Source organism: Vibrio sp. 779(2023) (assembly GCF_033344285.1).
Classification (GTDB): Bacteria; Pseudomonadota; Gammaproteobacteria; order Enterobacterales; family Vibrionaceae; genus Vibrio; species Vibrio alginolyticus.
This window is the reverse complement of sequence record NZ_JAWPOM010000014.1, coordinates 24,483-40,453: the sequence shown is the minus strand read 5'-3', so window position 1 is coordinate 40,453 and position 15,971 is coordinate 24,483. Positions and strand designations below refer to the sequence as shown.

The 15,971-nt window shown below is 44.4% G+C and carries 15 protein-coding genes; 5 read left to right on the top strand and 10 right to left on the bottom strand.

Translation table 11 applies throughout. The annotated features are described in order from the left end of the window. Window positions 1-35 precede the first annotated feature (35 nt). Genes R8O70_RS16965 through R8O70_RS16950 form a run of 4 tightly spaced genes read right to left on the bottom strand, consistent with a single transcriptional unit; the run spans window position 36 to window position 3,446 of the window. A complete protein-coding gene (locus R8O70_RS16965; RefSeq protein WP_054575276.1) occupies window positions 36-821 on the bottom strand; it encodes an outer membrane lipoprotein-sorting protein in 786 nt (261 codons plus the stop codon). Then, window positions 814-2,082: an ABC transporter permease gene (locus R8O70_RS16960; protein ID WP_054575277.1), complete on the bottom strand. Its 1,269-nt coding sequence runs from the start codon at window positions 2,080-2,082 to the stop codon at window positions 814-816. Before R8O70_RS16960 ends, R8O70_RS16965 begins: the two co-directional genes overlap by 8 nt. Further along, window positions 2,070-2,768: an ABC transporter ATP-binding protein gene (locus tag R8O70_RS16955; protein ID WP_258625337.1), complete on the bottom strand. Its 699-nt coding sequence runs from the start codon at window positions 2,766-2,768 to the stop codon at window positions 2,070-2,072. The genes R8O70_RS16960 and R8O70_RS16955 overlap by 13 nt, the downstream gene beginning before the upstream one ends. A 9-nt stretch (window positions 2,769-2,777) precedes the next feature. Next, window positions 2,778-3,446 (bottom strand): hypothetical protein, encoded by a 669-nt coding sequence (locus R8O70_RS16950; protein WP_017189795.1) that lies wholly within the window; start codon window positions 3,444-3,446, stop codon window positions 2,778-2,780. Window positions 3,447-3,838: 392 nt separating this feature from the next. On the opposite strand from R8O70_RS16950, the gene rodA reads away from it, so the two are divergent. Next, the gene (gene rodA, locus R8O70_RS16945) at window positions 3,839-4,921 is read left to right on the top strand and encodes a rod shape-determining protein RodA (protein WP_065275570.1); all 1,083 of its coding nucleotides are present in this window, start codon (window positions 3,839-3,841) and stop codon (window positions 4,919-4,921) included. A 72-nt stretch (window positions 4,922-4,993) separates the two neighbouring features. Here the strand turns inward: rodA and R8O70_RS16940 are convergent, their stop codons facing one another. The 3 genes from R8O70_RS16940 to R8O70_RS16930 all read right to left on the bottom strand — a co-directional run bounded on the left by R8O70_RS16940 (window position 4,994) and on the right by R8O70_RS16930 (window position 8,054). Then, complete coding sequence (locus R8O70_RS16940; RefSeq protein ID WP_318184274.1) at window positions 4,994-5,710, bottom strand: YebC/PmpR family DNA-binding transcriptional regulator; 717 nt, start codon at window positions 5,708-5,710, stop codon at window positions 4,994-4,996. Between the two features lie 135 nt (window positions 5,711-5,845). After that, window positions 5,846-6,055, bottom strand: a complete 210-nt coding sequence (locus tag R8O70_RS16935) for a DUF3283 family protein (RefSeq protein WP_005374484.1) — start codon at window positions 6,053-6,055, stop codon at window positions 5,846-5,848. Window positions 6,056-6,155: 100 nt separating this feature from the next. Then, complete coding sequence (locus R8O70_RS16930; protein WP_042522309.1) at window positions 6,156-8,054, bottom strand: ATP-binding protein; 1,899 nt, start codon at window positions 8,052-8,054, stop codon at window positions 6,156-6,158. Window positions 8,055-8,122: 68 nt separating this feature from the next. On the opposite strand from R8O70_RS16930, the gene R8O70_RS16925 reads away from it, so the two are divergent. Then, on the top strand, window positions 8,123-8,878 hold the full coding sequence (locus tag R8O70_RS16925; protein ID WP_005383196.1) for a substrate-binding periplasmic protein: 756 nt from the start codon (window positions 8,123-8,125) through the stop codon (window positions 8,876-8,878). A 68-nt stretch (window positions 8,879-8,946) separates the two neighbouring features. Here the strand turns inward: R8O70_RS16925 and ribA are convergent, their stop codons facing one another. Beyond that, window positions 8,947-10,008, bottom strand: a complete 1,062-nt coding sequence (ribA, locus tag R8O70_RS16920; RefSeq protein WP_005374492.1) for a GTP cyclohydrolase II — start codon at window positions 10,006-10,008, stop codon at window positions 8,947-8,949. 238 nt (window positions 10,009-10,246) lie between these two features. Next, on the bottom strand, window positions 10,247-10,444 hold the full coding sequence (locus R8O70_RS16915) for a PA3496 family putative envelope integrity protein (RefSeq protein ID WP_005374493.1): 198 nt from the start codon (window positions 10,442-10,444) through the stop codon (window positions 10,247-10,249). 361 nt (window positions 10,445-10,805) lie between these two features. Here R8O70_RS16915 and R8O70_RS16910 point away from each other — a divergent pair, with 361 nt between their 5' ends. Genes R8O70_RS16910 through R8O70_RS16900 form a run of 3 tightly spaced genes read left to right on the top strand, consistent with a single transcriptional unit; the run spans window position 10,806 to window position 13,056 of the window. Further along, a complete protein-coding gene (locus R8O70_RS16910) occupies window positions 10,806-11,654 on the top strand; it encodes an ABC transporter ATP-binding protein (protein WP_005374497.1) in 849 nt (282 codons plus the stop codon). A 2-nt stretch (window positions 11,655-11,656) separates the two neighbouring features. Beyond that, window positions 11,657-12,589: an ATP-binding cassette domain-containing protein gene (locus R8O70_RS16905; RefSeq protein ID WP_017821873.1), complete on the top strand. Its 933-nt coding sequence runs from the start codon at window positions 11,657-11,659 to the stop codon at window positions 12,587-12,589. Then, window positions 12,589-13,056, top strand: a complete 468-nt coding sequence (locus tag R8O70_RS16900; protein ID WP_047102478.1) for a hypothetical protein — start codon at window positions 12,589-12,591, stop codon at window positions 13,054-13,056. The genes R8O70_RS16905 and R8O70_RS16900 overlap by 1 nt, the downstream gene beginning before the upstream one ends. A gap of 289 nt (window positions 13,057-13,345) precedes the next feature. Here R8O70_RS16900 and R8O70_RS16895 read toward each other — a convergent pair whose 3' ends face one another. Further along, on the bottom strand, window positions 13,346-15,316 hold the full coding sequence (locus R8O70_RS16895; protein ID WP_258645234.1) for a replication initiator protein RctB domain-containing protein: 1,971 nt from the start codon (window positions 15,314-15,316) through the stop codon (window positions 13,346-13,348). Between the last annotated feature and the right edge of the window lie 655 nt (window positions 15,317-15,971).

Sequence of the window (15,971 nt, the reverse complement as noted above, 5' to 3'; positions counted from 1 at the left end):
TGCTCGTTTTTATGGTTCTATTTACGAAGCTCAGACTAAAGCTGAGTCGTGTTGGCTTTTGGCAAATAACTTGGGTTGTAGAACTTGTTATCCAGCTGCCAAGGCACGATTTCTTGGTACTCGATAACGGTCTTTTTGCTCGGCTGAATGCTATCAAGCAAGGTCATCTCACTGACGTAGTCTTCACCGTTGTCGCTTGCACGTCCGTATTGCGCTTGCTTGGCGAGTTTGCCCGAGCGCAAGTAAAGATCGGCTTTGATTGGAAACGCATCTTGCTCAGACAACCACAAGTCGATCTTCTGATAGCTCGCCCCTTTGGTTTTCGCGGTTAACGCAAGGTGATAAGCCGCGACACTTTCCCCGTTCACCGAAACGGTTTCTGTCGCTTTCCATTCACCTTGATAATCTTGGCTCCACGTCAGGGTTGAGATGTCGCCGATAGACGCTTCCCCAAGCAACTTCTGCATTGGCGTAATGCGAATCGGGCGGCGGCTCTTTGGCATTTGCAGCCAGTAGTTATCGCCCATCATCAACATCTTTTGCCCTGCTTCAACCGCCGATTTGAATACCACCAGCGATTCACGATTTGGACGCGTGTACACGTGGTAAAGGCGAGTTTTATCTAACTCTTGGTCTTGATATAAGCGCACCAGAGACACCACTTTGGAGGAATCATCTTGCAAGCGGTAGCTGTCAGCTTTTTCAATCAATTGCGCAACTTGCTGTGCATCTAGTGCTGTTTCATTCGCACTGACATTCATACTTGCAACGCCATTTACCGTTAGCAATGCAATTGGTAATAGTGATTTGAAATTAAACATAAATCAGTGCCTCCGTAATTGGCTTGTTCACCCCTTTGCGTGCCGAGAAAAACGCCGCAACCAAACAAATCATCAATACTGCGAGTCCAGCTATAGCCACCAGCTCCCAAGAGAAGTAAATCGTTAATGGGTAACCTTCTGTTCGTCCTGGCGGTGGCGGCATTTGCACATCCACGACCATCAGTAAGACGGTGACTAGCGCCGTAAACAAAGCACCGATTAAGCTGCCAATCACGGCAAGTAACCCTGCTTCGCGCAAGAACCCAGCAATAATTTCGCGAGGGTAGCTACCAAGTGCTGACAAGGTGCCAATTTCACGTGTGCGTTCCGTTACCGACATGGTCATGGTGTTGAACAGCGCGACAAAGACTACCAGCGCCATCACTGCACCCATGATGCCGAAGATACGGTCGTACAAATCTTTCACTTTGAGATAGAAGAACGCACGTTCTTGCCAAGGCGTAATCTCAATATCTTGATCACCAAAGTTCTGCTTTTGCTTACTCAGAACCGAAGCCACTTGTTGCTCGACTTGGCTCGTTAAACTGGTATCGAACAGGAAGACCGATAACGCACTGACTTTGTCTGAACCGAGCAGCGATTGCGCGCTGTTGATGTGTACGTAAAGCTGGCGTTTATCAAGCTCAGGTACGCCTGTTGAGTAGATGCCACGCACTTTGAAGTCATACGCGTTCAATGCGCCGTCGGTTGTGGTCGCCAGCAAGGTAATCCAATCACCAACATGCACGCTTAGGTTGTTCGCTAAATCAACGCCAAGCATCACTTCTGGCTCTGTAGGGTCATAACGCGATGCATGAATGTTGGACAGCGTCTGCCCTTCGCGCACGTCCAAAAACGGTCCTTTCATATCGAATTCGCGTTCGTTCACGCCAATGCCGATAAAGATCGAGGACTTGTTGCCGTTGGAAATCAAACCGCTGAACTCAACTCGTGGCTGCACGCCTCGCACTTCATTCAAGCCAATCAATTGCTTGGTAATGTCGTCTGCATGAGTTAAACCGTTACTCAGTGGCATCTCTTCTTCTTTGGCGAAATAACCCGGCGTGGTTAACGTCAGATGCCCCGTGTCACGCGCTGTCGATTCTTTCAAACTGTCATAGGTGTACAGACCAAAACCGCCCGCACTGGTTAACGCAAACACGGCAATAGCGATGATCAGCATCGACAACAAACTGCGGCGGCGATTACGTTGCAGGTTCAACCAAGCAAGGCGAACCGAAACAGGAATTAGCTTGCCCATGAAACCTCCTCCACACTTGCGTGCGTTTGGGTAATTTTGCCATCCACCAATTCAATGGTGCGCTCACAGCGGGATGCCATGCGAGGGTCGTGAGTGGCGACGATAAAAGTGGTGCCTAGCTCGTGTCCGAGCCCTTTCATAATGTCGATGACCTTGTTGGCAGTTTGGCTATCAAGACTTGCGGTTGGCTCATCAGCGATCACCAATGCAGGTTTGTGCACTAAGGCGCGCGCAATTGCCACACGCTGCTGCTGACCGCCCGACAAGTTATCGGGCATGTGATGAATAAACTCACCCAAGCCAACGTGTTCTAGCATTTGTGTGGCGAGCTCGGTTTGTTCCGCTTTTGAAAAACCGTTGAGATGCAGCGGATACGCCACGTTCTCTAACGCCGTCATCACAGGGACAAGATTGAATTTTTGGAACACAAAACCAAGCTTTTCACGGCGCATTTTCGCAGCCTGCATTTGTCCGGTTGGGTATGGGCTGCCTGCAAATGTCACCTGACCTTGGTATTGAGTATCCAGCATGCCAAGCACGTTAAGTAAGGTGCTTTTTCCTGAGCCAGACGGCCCGCACAATGCCACCATTTCGCCGGAAAACACTTCACCAGACACGTCTCGCAATGCACGTACCGTTTGGCTGCCAAGGGCGTAATCGCGGCTAAGTTGATTAAAAACGATCATGGCGCCTCCCTAATATTTCGCTAGCAACGCTTTCGCGGTTTGCGTTTCTAGATTGCTGTCGCCCAATTGCTCCATTTGCGCTAACCATGTTTTGGCTTGTTGAACATCTTCAGCTCGTAGTGCTGCTTCAATGGCATAACGGTAAATCCATGAAGTAGCCGCAAAAGGTTGTTGGCTAAAACTCGGTTCATCGAGCAGAGAAAGGTACAGCTCGTAGCCACGCTCAAAGTGATTGAACATGTCAGGTAAAGAGGTAAACGTAGTGGCTGCCATGGCAGTGGCTAATTGGTATTCCGGCAAGCCTTGTAAGCGTTGTTGCTCTTGCAGTGGTACTGGCTGATTCGCCATTAGGTCCAAACCTTTTTGGATTGTGGCAAGACCGCGCTCGGTGAACTTCATCTTGTTCCAAGGCATAAACGCCTCACGACCTTGCAACGTCTCCGCACTGCCTAAGTAAACCAAGGTCACTGGCGTTGCACCTTGCTCTTCGAGTTGTTTGGATAATTCACCGTAAACGGTATCAACTAAGCCAGAGTCACCCTGCGCTGCTTGGTTGAATTGACTGAGTGTGCGCTCGCTTGGATTAGCCAGAGCCAGATTGCTGCTAAGTGCAAATGCGGCGATAAACGTACTTGCCAGTTTAAGAGCTTTGATTGAGCGAGATTGAGAAACCATCATGTACTGTCCTTAGTTGAACGTGATTTGATGGTTTCAGATTAAGGGAGAAGATCGCACACTGCTTTTGCATGCGACCAATGGCAGTTATGCGGAGTGAATGGTATTGAGAGAGGATGAATGGCATTCACTTAAACTGAAAATACAACTCCGTTAATTCGTGACTCTACATTTTTACGGCAGTCACAATAAAAACACTGGCTTAAAATCTGAGGCTAGTGTATTTATCCATCTCACAACTACCCATAACAGACAGTGCGCACTCTCCTTTCTTACACACCTTTGCATGGTGTCTGTTGTTTCGAAATCGAGATTCTTAGCATCGGAATAGTTTGAACTCTTCGAGTTTTAGTTGTTTTCGCACTCAAAATAGGTGCGTTATTAGGTCGTTGAAAATGAATAAGCGTTATTTCCCAAGAGTTGATTTGCCACTACTCATGGCGATCATTCCGATCATGCTGTTAAGTTCGCTCACTCTCTGGAGTGCCAGTAGCTTTAATGAGGCGATGCTCTTCAAACATTTGGCGCGCTGCGGACTGACATTAGTTTGTATCTTGGTCATGTCCTCGATTCCAGCGTCCAGCTATCAGCGCTCAGCTCCATATCTCTACATTATTGCGGTTGCTCTGCTACTTGCTGTCGCTTTATTTGGTGATAGCACCAATGGCTCTCAACGTTGGCTCGATATCGGCTTCTTCCGCTTTCAACCGTCTGAGCTAATCAAACTTTCCATTCCAATCATGATCGCCTGGATGCTGCATATTGAAGGAGGTCGACCAGACAGTCGGAAAATTGCGTTTTGCTTACTTATTACAATGATTCCTGCCGGGTTAATCGCGCTACAACCGGATTTAGACGGTGCAGTTTTTACCATCATTTATGCATTGTTCGTTTTGTTTTTGGCTGGCATGAGCTGGAAAATAATCTGCGGGTTTATTGCGAGCATTTTAACGTTAGCGCCTATTTTATGGTTCTTCGTTATGGAAACCTATCAAAAGAGCCGTGTAACACAGTTCTTGCACCCTGAGTCCGATCCACTGGGTTCGGGCTACCAAATCATCCAATCTTTGATTGCGATTGGCTCAGGCGGTATGAAAGGCAAAGGTTGGATGAATGCAACGCAGGGAACACTTGGCTTTATTCCAGAAAGTCATACGGACTTTATTTTTTCGACCTATGCAGAAGAATGGGGCTTTGTTGGCAGTTTAGTCTTACTCGCATTGTACTTGTTTATTACTGCACGCGTTATGTTGCTTGCATGTCAGTCTGACCACTTTTTTAGTCGGCTGGTAAGTGGCGCATTAGCGATGAGCTTTTTTCTGTATGCTTTTATCAATACGGGCATGGTGAGTGGCTTGTTGCCAGTAATGGGTAGCCCACTTCCCTTCTTTAGCTATGGCGGCACGGCGATGCTAACTCAAGGTATCTGTTTTGGTGTAATCATGTCGCTGTGTTATTCCAAATATCGTAACGCATAGCTCTGCTTGAGAAAAAGCGATCAAAAAAGGCTTCCCTAAGGAAGCCTTTTTACAACGATATGAGCGAATTAATTACAGCTCTGCGTTGTGGTAAACCTGCTGAACATCATCACAGTCATCTAGAAAATCTAGGAATTTCTGGAACTTCTCAGCATCTTCACCCGAAACAGGCGTATGAGTTTGCGGAACGAATGTGATTTCTTCAACATCGATCGTTAGATCTGGGAATGCACCGTTAAGCGCAGTTTTTGTTTTGAAGAATTCTGTGTGAGGTGCGAATACAGTGATAACACCGTCTTCTAGCTCAACGTCAGTAACGTCTACGTCTTCCATCATTAGCGTTTCTAGGATGATTTCATCATCGTCGCCTTTGAACTGGAATACCGCTTGGTGATCGAACATGTGAGAAACCGAGCCCTCAACACCAATTTTCGCACCGACTTTCACAAAGCATTGGCGTACATCTTGGAAAGTACGGTTGCCGTTGTCTGTTAGACAGTCAACGATAACGCTAGTACCGCCAGGGCCGAAGCCTTCGTAACGTGCAGGAGTGTAGTCTTCACCACCGCCACCGTTCGCTTTGTCGATCGCTTTATCGATAACGTGCGCAGGAACTTGGTCTTTTTTCGCTTTTGCGATCAGGTGTTTCAAAGACAAGTTCATGTCTGGATCACCACCACCGTTTTTCGCGCACATGTAAATTTCTTTACCGTATTTGGAATAAACTTTAATTTTCGCGCCTGCAGTTTTCGCCATAGAGGCTTTGCGCACTTCAAAACTTCTTCCCATCGGGATGTCTCTCTAAATTCAAATTTAATGCGAAGGATTTTAGCAAAAAGCGAAACCTTTTCAATTTCGCTTAGCAAAGGAATAGGGAGGTTACCTCATTCGTCGCATTGGATTGAACCATTGCCACGGTTCGCGTTAAGCGACACCCATTACTCGTTTGTACTTTTCGACCGATTGCTGGAAAAACGCCTTTTCATCAGCATCGTTAATCTTGGACAACTGTTCTTCTATTGCTTCAGGACCAGATTTGGCCTCTCTGAGCTTCCAAACCAAAAACGACGCCTGCTTATCCAGTTCGATTTTGTTTTTTTCGTCAGGCGGCAATAGGGATAGATTAAACGACATTCACAGCCTCAAGGTACTTTAAATACTAGCCGGGCACTATATCACACAGAGTTACAATTACAGAATAGAAACGCACTTAACTTGATCGATTTCAAGTTAACTATTTAGGCACAGCGCTGATTTTCAGTGCTTTTGGTAAATGCTGTTCGAATATTTGTTGTAATCGAGTCTTGGTAACGGGTTTAGCCACGAACTCGTTCATCCCGACATCGAAGCAATGTTGCTGATCCTCTTTAATGACATTGGCACTTAGCGCAATAATTGGAACGTGTTTCCCCCACTCTCCCATTTTTCGAATTCGCTCCGTAGCAATAAACCCATCCATCACAGGCATTTGGCAGTCCATAAAAATCAAATCGAAAGGCTGCTGATCACACAGCTGCAATGCTTCTTCGCCATGGTTGGCGACACTCACTCGCACACCCAGTTTTTCTAACATGATGCGAACTACCTTCTGATTGACGATGGTATCTTCAACAACCAATACCCAAGGTTTATCATTATCTTGAGGGCTGATTTCGTTGTCTTCCGCTTTCCGGAAATCTAATACATTAAGTTGGTCGGTATAGGTCGATTGCGCATTTATTACAGCAACAGGAATCGAAAATTCAAAACAGCTTCCCAGCCCAAGCTCACTTGTTAGTTGTATTTCCCCTCCCATCAAGTTAACCAACTGTGCAGCTATCGCCAAACCAAGCCCTGTCCCACCATACTTTCTGGTGGTACTACCATCAGCTTGTTGGAAGCGTTCGAAGATTGCTTGTTGGTGCTCTTTCGCAATACCAATACCAGAATCCACAACTCGAAACCGGATATGAGCGGTCTCTCCATCAAGTCGAGATAACGCTACAAGAAGCTTCACATGGCCGCGCTCGGTAAATTTAATCGCGTTGCTCAACAAATTGTTCAGAACTTGTTTCAATCGTGTGGCATCACCTTGCACTTCCGTTGGCAAGTGAGGATCAATATCGCTGAGCAGCTGTAAGTTTTTCTGCTTGGCTTTGACACTATGTAAACTGATGACATCGTCAAGTAGCTCGCGAAGATCATAGCTCGTGTATTCTAGCTCTACTTTGCCAGCTTCAACTTTAGAGAAGTCCAAAATGTCGTCGATGATCGTCATTAGTGAGTGAGAAGAACTGTCAATGATCTCTACAAACTCTTTTTGCTGGGGATCGAGGTCGGTGTCATTGAGCAACGACGACACACCAATAATGCCATTCATCGGTGTGCGGATCTCATGACTCATAGTGGCAAGAAACTCACTTTTCTTACGATTAGCGACTTCTGCCCTATCGCGTTCAGCCTCTAACTCAGTCTGGTGCTCTTTCACTTTCTCAACACTTCGGTTGTATTTCTCTGCCAAAACACTCACTTCATCAAAGCACCATCGTTTAGGGAGAGTCACTTTACTCGGCACTGTACCGCCACGAAAATCGCTCACCGCACCAGACAGCAATTGTAACGGATTGACCAACAAGCGAAACGCCACCCAAAGAACACCAATGATGAGGACAAGAATTTTGATCGCTTCTGTCGTAAGTAGAAAAAAGAACTGCTGCCAAAGATCTTCATATATCGCGCTAAGATCCGATTGAACCGTTAATATCGCGAGATCATACGTTTTATCGCCGACCCGATACTGCATCGGCCAGCTTCTCTCGACAACATCCTCAGAAAGCGCCGAACCTAATTCAATGATAACTTCGTCTTCACTAGCAATACGTAAGTAGTCCACCGAGGGCATACGCATTGCACCTTGAGCTTGTGTCAGCAACAGCTCCCTATCCTCTACCCACAAACTCGCAGAAAAGCTCGATAAATAGCTAGACTCAACCTGCTTTAATTCAACATCTAAATGGGCTAAATCTTCGTGAAAAACTCGATATAAGCTCACTGTAGAAATGATGACCGTAAAGATTAAACTCAACGTTAATACCGCCAACATAAGTTGGTTGCCGATACTAAAACGACGTTGAGATCGCTCTTTTTCATCCATATGAAACCGCTCCGATAAACTTGCGCTACTCTAAATATAGCTACGCACAAATAATAATCGAGGATACGATGAAAAGACTTCTACTTAGATTGGCTTTTAGCTTAATTGTTGTAAGTTCTCATGTGACCGCAAATCAAGTGAACTATTACGTCATTGCTGAACAAGCTCGACCATTTCAAATTGAACAACAGGGACAAATGCACTCCGGAATTGTGACCGATATCGTCAGCGCTATCTTCGCGGAGTCGGATTACCAAGTGAATTATCATACTTATCCATTTAAACGTATGATTTCCATATTGGAAGAAGGCGCTGAGCCAAACTGGTTAACTTATGGCAGCCCGAACTGGGGCAAGGTGCAGTCGGAAAATTTATCTGAGGAGCCCATTTACACTGTAAAACATGTACTGGTGTCGAGTAGCGAGAAGCCTTTAGAATTCAAAAATATGGATACCATGCATGGTCGTTCTATTGTATTACTGCTGGGGTTTGATTATCCAAATTTAACACCGTTCTTTGAAAATGGCAGTGTCAATGAAATGCGTGTGAAAGACTACAACGCCGCATACCGAGTGATAAGCCGAACCCCTGGAGATACAGCTTTTGTCGAGATGGAATCCCGAGTCCTTTACAACTTAAAGCGACTCAATTTGCCGTTAGAGAATTTTCAGATACAGCCTTTCAGCTCGGTTATTCCTGACTACTCAATCTACCTGGCTTTTTCACCTCAAATGCAACCAGAAACTCAAAATTACATCAATACACGACTCGTTGAATTAAAAACCTCAGGGGAAATTGATGAAATCATTCAAAAGTATCAATGAATCAACTCATTAACAAAAACGCCAACGATGATACGTTGGCGTTTTTGTTTCTGGGAAATCTGTAGCACTTACTTAATGTGGTTAACAAACTTAGGATCAAACATGTGCCCCAATTTACTCGCCTTGGTTTGCAGGTAATGTTGATTACTTGGGTTATTCCCTTCTTGTAATGGCACTCGTTCAATGACGTTAATATCAACCGCTTTTAAGGCGGCGAGCTTGCGTGGGTTATTCGTCATTAGACGCACAGCGTCAATCCCCAAATGCTCTAGCATTCCTTTACAGAACGCGTAATCACGCATATCAGCGGCAAAACCTAAACGCTCATTTGCTTCCACGGTATCTGCGCCATCATCTTGTAAGTGATAGGCACGAATTTTATTAATCAAGCCGATTCCACGCCCTTCTTGACGTAAATAAAGCAGCACGCCACATCCCTCTTTGACGATGTTTTGTAGCGCTCTATTAAGCTGAAAACCACAGTCACAACGCGTGCTAAATAGAGCATCTCCGGTAAGACACTCCGAATGCAACCGAATAAGTGGAGCTGCACTTTTTGTTGGCTCACCATAGACCAGAGCAAGATGCTCTTTATTTGTCGCGGCTTCAATAAAGCCGTACATCATAAATGTGCCCCACTGGGTGGGCAATTTGGCTTTATCGATAAACTTCACGAGATTGTAAGGCTCAACATGTCTCAGCTCTGCCCGCACATTCATCAGAATCTCTCCTAGATGATTTTCTCCTTTACCATCTCCCCCGTCTCCCCAAAAGGCATCTTTATGAGAATGCTCTGTTAGGCAAGCGTTACCCGTTCTCATTAATTGCTGCGCTAATGGTGGATTTTGTAGAAACTTTTCCCTAACGATGAAAGCCATAACAGCCAACTTTATATCGTCCCAATCGCTTCTGACAAAGTGTTCGTATTTACGGCTTAAAGCAAACGCTTCATCAGGGGTGCTTGCGTGCTGAATTTTACTTTGCAACTGAGCATCGAGAAACTTTTGGGCTTGGTAATAATGTTCGCTGGTGGGCCAAGTTTGGGAGGAGATATTGACTGGGGCATGGCAAAAATTTGAGAGAAAACCGTGGGGCTCATCGGGCTCATAAAAAAGGATTTGATCAACCATACTTGCGCTCCTTGCTTTGTGGTTGCGATAATCAACAAAAAGCATATCGCTACTGATATATCTAGTAACACAAGGTCAGATTGTCAAACTTCTTCGGGACGGGACGTGAGTGTGAAACTCGTGCTTTTGAGGCGCAAGACAGATAAATGGAGGTTTTGAATAAGAGAGTAATAGAGTGAAAAAATAAAAAGGGCAGTCCGTCGACTACCCTATGGGTTGCTAAACCAACCTGAGGCGATCAGTGTATCAAGCCAAGCTCCCTTGCTTCTTCAATGGTCAACCCACTTTCACGGATCTCACGTAACGCTTCAATGCGTCTTCTGGCTTCTGCTGATTTCACTGTTTTCTCTGGCTTCACAACGGTTTCCTCATCAGGTAATTCCCATTTGTGAGCGATGTTGGTCATCTCGTCATGGTCGATAGAATTAATGGACATATTTCCTCCGAACACACCATGTTTTCGATGCGTAATCTATAGCAAAACCGGAACAAGGTGGTAAGAAAAACTGTAGGGAAATGTGACCCCTCCCGCCCTTTCGTTAACTCCTTAATAGATTCATCATTTAAGTTTTGCCAAGGGACAAATTTACGATTAAATTTGAGTAATTACCCCTACGAAAAGTGTGCTGATCTAGCTCTCAATTCTGCTCTTCTTTAGTTTTATCAACGACGCATTACACCACTTCCTGTTTCACCTAACTTTCGAGTCACTTCACTGATTCATAGCTTGATACTTTCTAAAAACCGCCACACCTGATAATGATAATAATTATCTTTTAGATTGATAAGGTGTTTATATGGATGGTATTAACTTAAGTCATGCATACCACAATGACCCGGTCATCCAGATCCGAGATTTGTGCGTCGATTACATCACTGATAATGGTGATTTTAATGCGGTAAAGTCCGTCAGCTTTGATATCGGCAAAGGCGAAGTATTTGGTCTTGCCGGTGAATCTGGATGTGGTAAAAGCACAATCGCATTCTCAATAAATCGTCTTCATAAGCCGCCAGCGTTCATTTCTGGCGGTAAAATATGGTTTGATGGCAAAGATATCCTTAGTATCTCAGACTCTGAACTGACCGCTCTAAGGTGGAGTGAAATCGCCATGGTGTTCCAGAGCGCGATGAACTCACTCAACCCTGTCTTAACGATACAAGAGCAATTTGCAGATGTGTTACGACACCATCAAGGCCTCACTAACGCTCAAGCAAAAGATAGAGCAGAAAAGTTGTTGGACTTGGTCAATATTCCTCGAGAACGCTTAGCAGAATATCCTCATCAATTTTCAGGAGGAATGCGTCAGCGCTTGGTGATAGCCATTGCTTTGTCTCTAAATCCAAAACTGATCATTATGGATGAACCCACAACAGCATTAGATGTAGTGGTACAGAGAGAAATTTTACAGCAAATTTATCAGCTTAGAGATGAGTTCGGTTTTTCAGTCCTCTTTATCACTCATGACCTGGCACTCATGAGCCAACTATGTGATCGAATTGCAATCATGCGTCACGGAGAAATCGTCGAAGTCAATCGAGCATACGATATACGCAATCATCCTCAACACCCCTACACGCAAAAGCTATGGGCTTCTTTCCCAAACATCCATGACGTCCACAAACAACCAGAGTTACAAGGAGCGTAACCATGAGCCAGCCTATCATCCAAATGAAAAATGTGATTAAAGAATTCAAAGTGGGCGGTGGTTTAGCGAAAGAGGAAACCTTTCGTGCGCTTCAAGGAGTGACTTTTGATCTGTACGCAGGAAAAACCTTGGCTTTGGTTGGAGAGTCAGGCTGCGGTAAGAGTACTTGCGCTCGTTTAATAACCAAAGTCTATCCTGCAACGGAAGGCGAGATCCTTTTCAATGGCACTGACATAAATGAGATCACGTCACGATCGGCTCTACAAGAATATCGCAGTAAAGTACAAATGGTGTTTCAAGATCCGTTTGGCTCTCTCAATCCAACTCATACCATTCGCCATCACCTAACACGTCCTTTAAAAATTCATAAACAAGTCAAAAACGAGCGCGACATCCCAGCCCGCTTGGAAGAGCTTCTAAAGCTGGTGGAACTACCTGAAGAGACATTGAATAAGTTCCCTCACGAACTCAGTGGTGGGCAACGTCAGCGAGTAAACTTAGCAAGGGCTTTAGCGGTAGGTTCGCAAATCATTCTTGCGGATGAGCCTACGTCTATGCTGGATGTTTCTATTCGCTTGGGAGTGTTGAATTTAATGCAACGAATGAAGCAAGAACTGGGAATTGGTTTTTTATACATCACACATGATCTGGCGACTGCGCACTACATCGCGGAAGAAACCGCAGTAATGTACAAAGGGCAAATCGTTGAATGGGGCGACACTCATTCAATACTTAAGAATCCGCAGCATCCTTATACTAAGCTGTTGATTTCTGCCGTTCCTGATCCTGACTTACCTTTTGGTAACTTAGTGAAAAATGAGCCAAACTATTCGATAGATGCCGATGAAATTCGTCAACGTAGCAGCATAATTGTCGACGAATTTGATCAAATAGGGCCAAATCACTATGTAAAACAATGGACTGAGGCAGCGTAATGGATTTGAGTACTTGGCAAGATCAAATCGCCATGTGGTACGAACAGCGGAAACATGATCAAGTAGAAAAATTGGAAACGATCTTATATCAGGTGCCTGATGACGTGTTTGGACCCGAATTGAGTGATCTTCAAAGTAAAGCGATTGCTTGCTGGTTGGATGGATGTTTACGCGTGTTTCAACATGCAAGCTACCAAGACCCTCAGAAAGCATATCAAACCTTGCTTTATACGAGTGCAAAGCTTGAACAAGCAGCATGCCAAGTCTCGACTGATATTCTGATCAAAGATTGGTGTTTGAGACGACTTCAGCATCTCACCGTTGTGGCGTTAGAGTTTTGTAATCAGCAGTGTGATCAAAACAAGTGGCAGGAACAAGCCCATAGCTTAATCGAATCACATGTTGCGTTGATGCGTTCATTACATTGGAATGAACCCAAGAAGCATGATCAAGGTTTACCTCATTAGTCCGGAAAAATGATCAAGGCTTAATTAGCGGAATTTTAGGCAAAAAAAAGCGAGTTTCCTGAGGAGAAACTCGCGAAGTCTATTCAGAATGAATGTAACAATATGAGCCAATCTATTAATCATCAGAAAGGACAAAAGGTTGTCTATTCGGGATAAATAGTAGTATTAGGCTTGGCTTCTAATGTCAGTGGTTTGTAAGAGTTAAGTCTGTTTTTTATCATCGAAAGACATTGTTACATTTCAAACCGATACATCACACCTATAGCTTGATACACATCAAGCGACACTTTTAAATCGCCATTTCATCCAAGGCACGAAATACCATTTCATCCATGTGACCATCGAAGATTTGACGACAAACTTTCCGACGCACCGCTAACCCCGCAATCAAGCGCTCGATGGTAAGATGCTTAACATCGTTCTGGGTGTTAAACAGCTCGACGGTTTTACTTAATGTCTCATAAGGAATCCGCTCATCCCCTACCCTTAGCCAATCGAGCTTCTCTATGTAATCTGAGCACTCTTCTTTGATTGAGGCATAGGAGTGCCCTGTCATCGCAGACAAAGCCGTTATACTGCGTTCTAGAGCCTCTGGTGAGGTATATTTAGATAGAGTAATGGTGATCTCATCAGCATTGATCTCTACCAAATGTTTTCTTTGCTTCACGCGTCGCCCTAAATTTCCTCTTGGAGACGGTGCTTTGCGTTGAATGGGCTCAAATTCGCCGTCTATGATGCCTGAGAGCTCCTCAAGCTGTTGTCGGGTTACCATCTCATTACGAAGTGGATTTGGCAGCGTAGGCGCCATGTTACGCTTTCCTGCGTTGGTCGTTCGCGCTCGCGAGTAACGTAAGACCTCTTCGACATCACATTTGATGTCGATCTGGTAGTCCATCACTTTGTCATTTTCGATCATGGTTTCGATCGTCAGGTGATAACCCCACAAATTAACGACGAATAGATCATCATTCCCTTTTCCATCAGACAACCGCTTTAGTTCTCGGATCAGATCCATGGAGAAACGTCGCCACTCAATGTTACGTGCAAGTTTCTGGTTTAACTCACTCAGTAGCATGCAATCCGTGTGACGACGAACCATGCGACTACGGAAGAAAGAGTACAGTTGAAACACCAAAGTATGTTGTTTCAAGATCTCTGGTGGGAACAAGAAGAAATAATCGCGTGTTAGTAGTTCTTCGTAGAACGACGGTTCCCACACCAAGATGTATAAGTTGGGTTTAATACGAATTTCGCCATCACTGCCCTCAACGGGCGCTTCTTCTGAAGCCGTGATGGTACGGGCTAAGAAGCGGAAGCGGTCACTCTTAAAGCCTTCGGGCATGTTTTCACTTAGCCAACGTCCAGTAAGTTCATGGAGCTGAAAATCAGTGAATTCAATGCGATCAATGCTATCGCGAATGGAATCACGAGCTGGGCCACTGTCTTTTTTGCCTCTGAGCGACAAAATATCAGTGATGTATAGCGGCGTTTTGTTTGGTACGTGAGCCGCATCAAGCTGATACTGATCTTTGTGATGATCATGGTACTGAACTGTTAACGTGAAGAGAGCGAACAGGGTCATGAGATCATCCACAGTCATGATATTTTTGGATGATCGCGTCTCAATAACGGCTTTTGTGCCAGAGATCGACACCATGGATTTCTGATAACTTTTTCGAGTTCTTGGTGGCGCAAGTGCTTGGTCAATTATCCCAGCCCAATTTGTTGGAGATACAACAAATTGATCGGCTTCATCTTTCATCGTGGGAGGTGTGTTTAACCCGTGCTCATTCAACAAACGTTTGTTTACTTGAGTCTGAGCCAATGCTTTCGAACGTTTTTGTTTCTCGTTCTGGCGAACTTTGTCGGTAACAAGACTTGTTGCTCCCAACACAGATATAAGCTGATTGGGATTCACAAATTTATGTAGCATCGTTTTACCAGCAAGTCCCTCTTCAAAACGCACTGGAGTTTGAGTAAATAAACCAATATTTACTGCCGCGCGCAAACGTTGTTGCAGAGCTGCACGTGTGAGTTGCCCATCTGTTGCTTCCACAATCTCTGTGGTTGAAACCAAACCATCCTTGCTGCTGAAGCCTCGTAATGAGATCAGATTAAGCAACTCTAAGATGCTTTTGGTCACCCCTTTGAAATGTTGGTACTGCTCTACCCAATCCGCAGAGGATTCATGTACCTCAAAAAGATGGCCATCTTTGTGGCTTCTCGGTGCTTTAATCAGAATTTTTTCATCAGCCGTCATTTTAGATCCAGATCACACTAGCCGTAGTTGTGCTATGGTTCCGAAGAATAAAGAAAAACAGATCATAAATAAAGAAAAAAGATTGTTTTTTAAATAACTGATCTTTTTGATTAATCTGATCTTAATTGATTATATGATCTAATGATCTGGCTTGAAATTTCTCGCTAAGCTTTTGTTCTATAAGACTATTATTTCCATGTGTTTCGGAACTATGATCATAAGAAGTCTGAAAGTATGATCAACAATAACCTGAAAGCATGATCATATTTATTCGTAAGCATGATCATTAAGGTTATGAAAAGATGATCAAAAGAGTCTTGAAACGATGATCATGATGTTTTTACAGGTTATCCACAGATGCAGTATTTAATAATGATCTTCACGATGATTATATTGTGCATTGGTGATGTTATTTATACTCGGATCGATGATCAAGAGCCAATATATCTATCGTTCTGGCGCCCATATTGATGAGATATCACTCATCTGATTAAAATACATTCAAGTCGCTCATATTTAGAAGTAAATCCTAGTCTCTGCTTATTTACAGGAAGCATGATCATGAGAGCGTGATTTATCATAGCAACTTGAGCAATTTCATTGTTCCGGCTTCTATAACGTCAATTTCTGCTCAATCCCCCATTCTGTCTGCACT

Coding starts and splice junctions, on each gene's coding strand:
- R8O70_RS16965 (WP_054575276.1), bottom strand. CDS start 821: ATGTTTAATTTCAAATCACTATTACCAATTGCATTGCTAACGGTAAAT.
- R8O70_RS16960 (WP_054575277.1), bottom strand. CDS start 2,082: ATGGGCAAGCTAATTCCTGTTTCGGTTCGCCTTGCTTGGTTGAACCTG.
- R8O70_RS16955 (WP_258625337.1), bottom strand. CDS start 2,768: ATGATCGTTTTTAATCAACTTAGCCGCGATTACGCCCTTGGCAGCCAA.
- R8O70_RS16950 (WP_017189795.1), bottom strand. CDS start 3,446: ATGATGGTTTCTCAATCTCGCTCAATCAAAGCTCTTAAACTGGCAAGT.
- rodA (WP_065275570.1), top strand. CDS start 3,839: ATGAATAAGCGTTATTTCCCAAGAGTTGATTTGCCACTACTCATGGCG.
- R8O70_RS16940 (WP_318184274.1), bottom strand. CDS start 5,710: ATGGGAAGAAGTTTTGAAGTGCGCAAAGCCTCTATGGCGAAAACTGCA.
- R8O70_RS16935 (WP_005374484.1), bottom strand. CDS start 6,055: ATGTCGTTTAATCTATCCCTATTGCCGCCTGACGAAAAAAACAAAATC.
- R8O70_RS16930 (WP_042522309.1), bottom strand. CDS start 8,054: ATGGATGAAAAAGAGCGATCTCAACGTCGTTTTAGTATCGGCAACCAA.
- R8O70_RS16925 (WP_005383196.1), top strand. CDS start 8,123: ATGAAAAGACTTCTACTTAGATTGGCTTTTAGCTTAATTGTTGTAAGT.
- ribA (WP_005374492.1), bottom strand. CDS start 10,008: ATGGTTGATCAAATCCTTTTTTATGAGCCCGATGAGCCCCACGGTTTT.
- R8O70_RS16915 (WP_005374493.1), bottom strand. CDS start 10,444: ATGTCCATTAATTCTATCGACCATGACGAGATGACCAACATCGCTCAC.
- R8O70_RS16910 (WP_005374497.1), top strand. CDS start 10,806: ATGGATGGTATTAACTTAAGTCATGCATACCACAATGACCCGGTCATC.
- R8O70_RS16905 (WP_017821873.1), top strand. CDS start 11,657: ATGAGCCAGCCTATCATCCAAATGAAAAATGTGATTAAAGAATTCAAA.
- R8O70_RS16900 (WP_047102478.1), top strand. CDS start 12,589: ATGGATTTGAGTACTTGGCAAGATCAAATCGCCATGTGGTACGAACAG.
- R8O70_RS16895 (WP_258645234.1), bottom strand. CDS start 15,316: ATGACGGCTGATGAAAAAATTCTGATTAAAGCACCGAGAAGCCACAAA.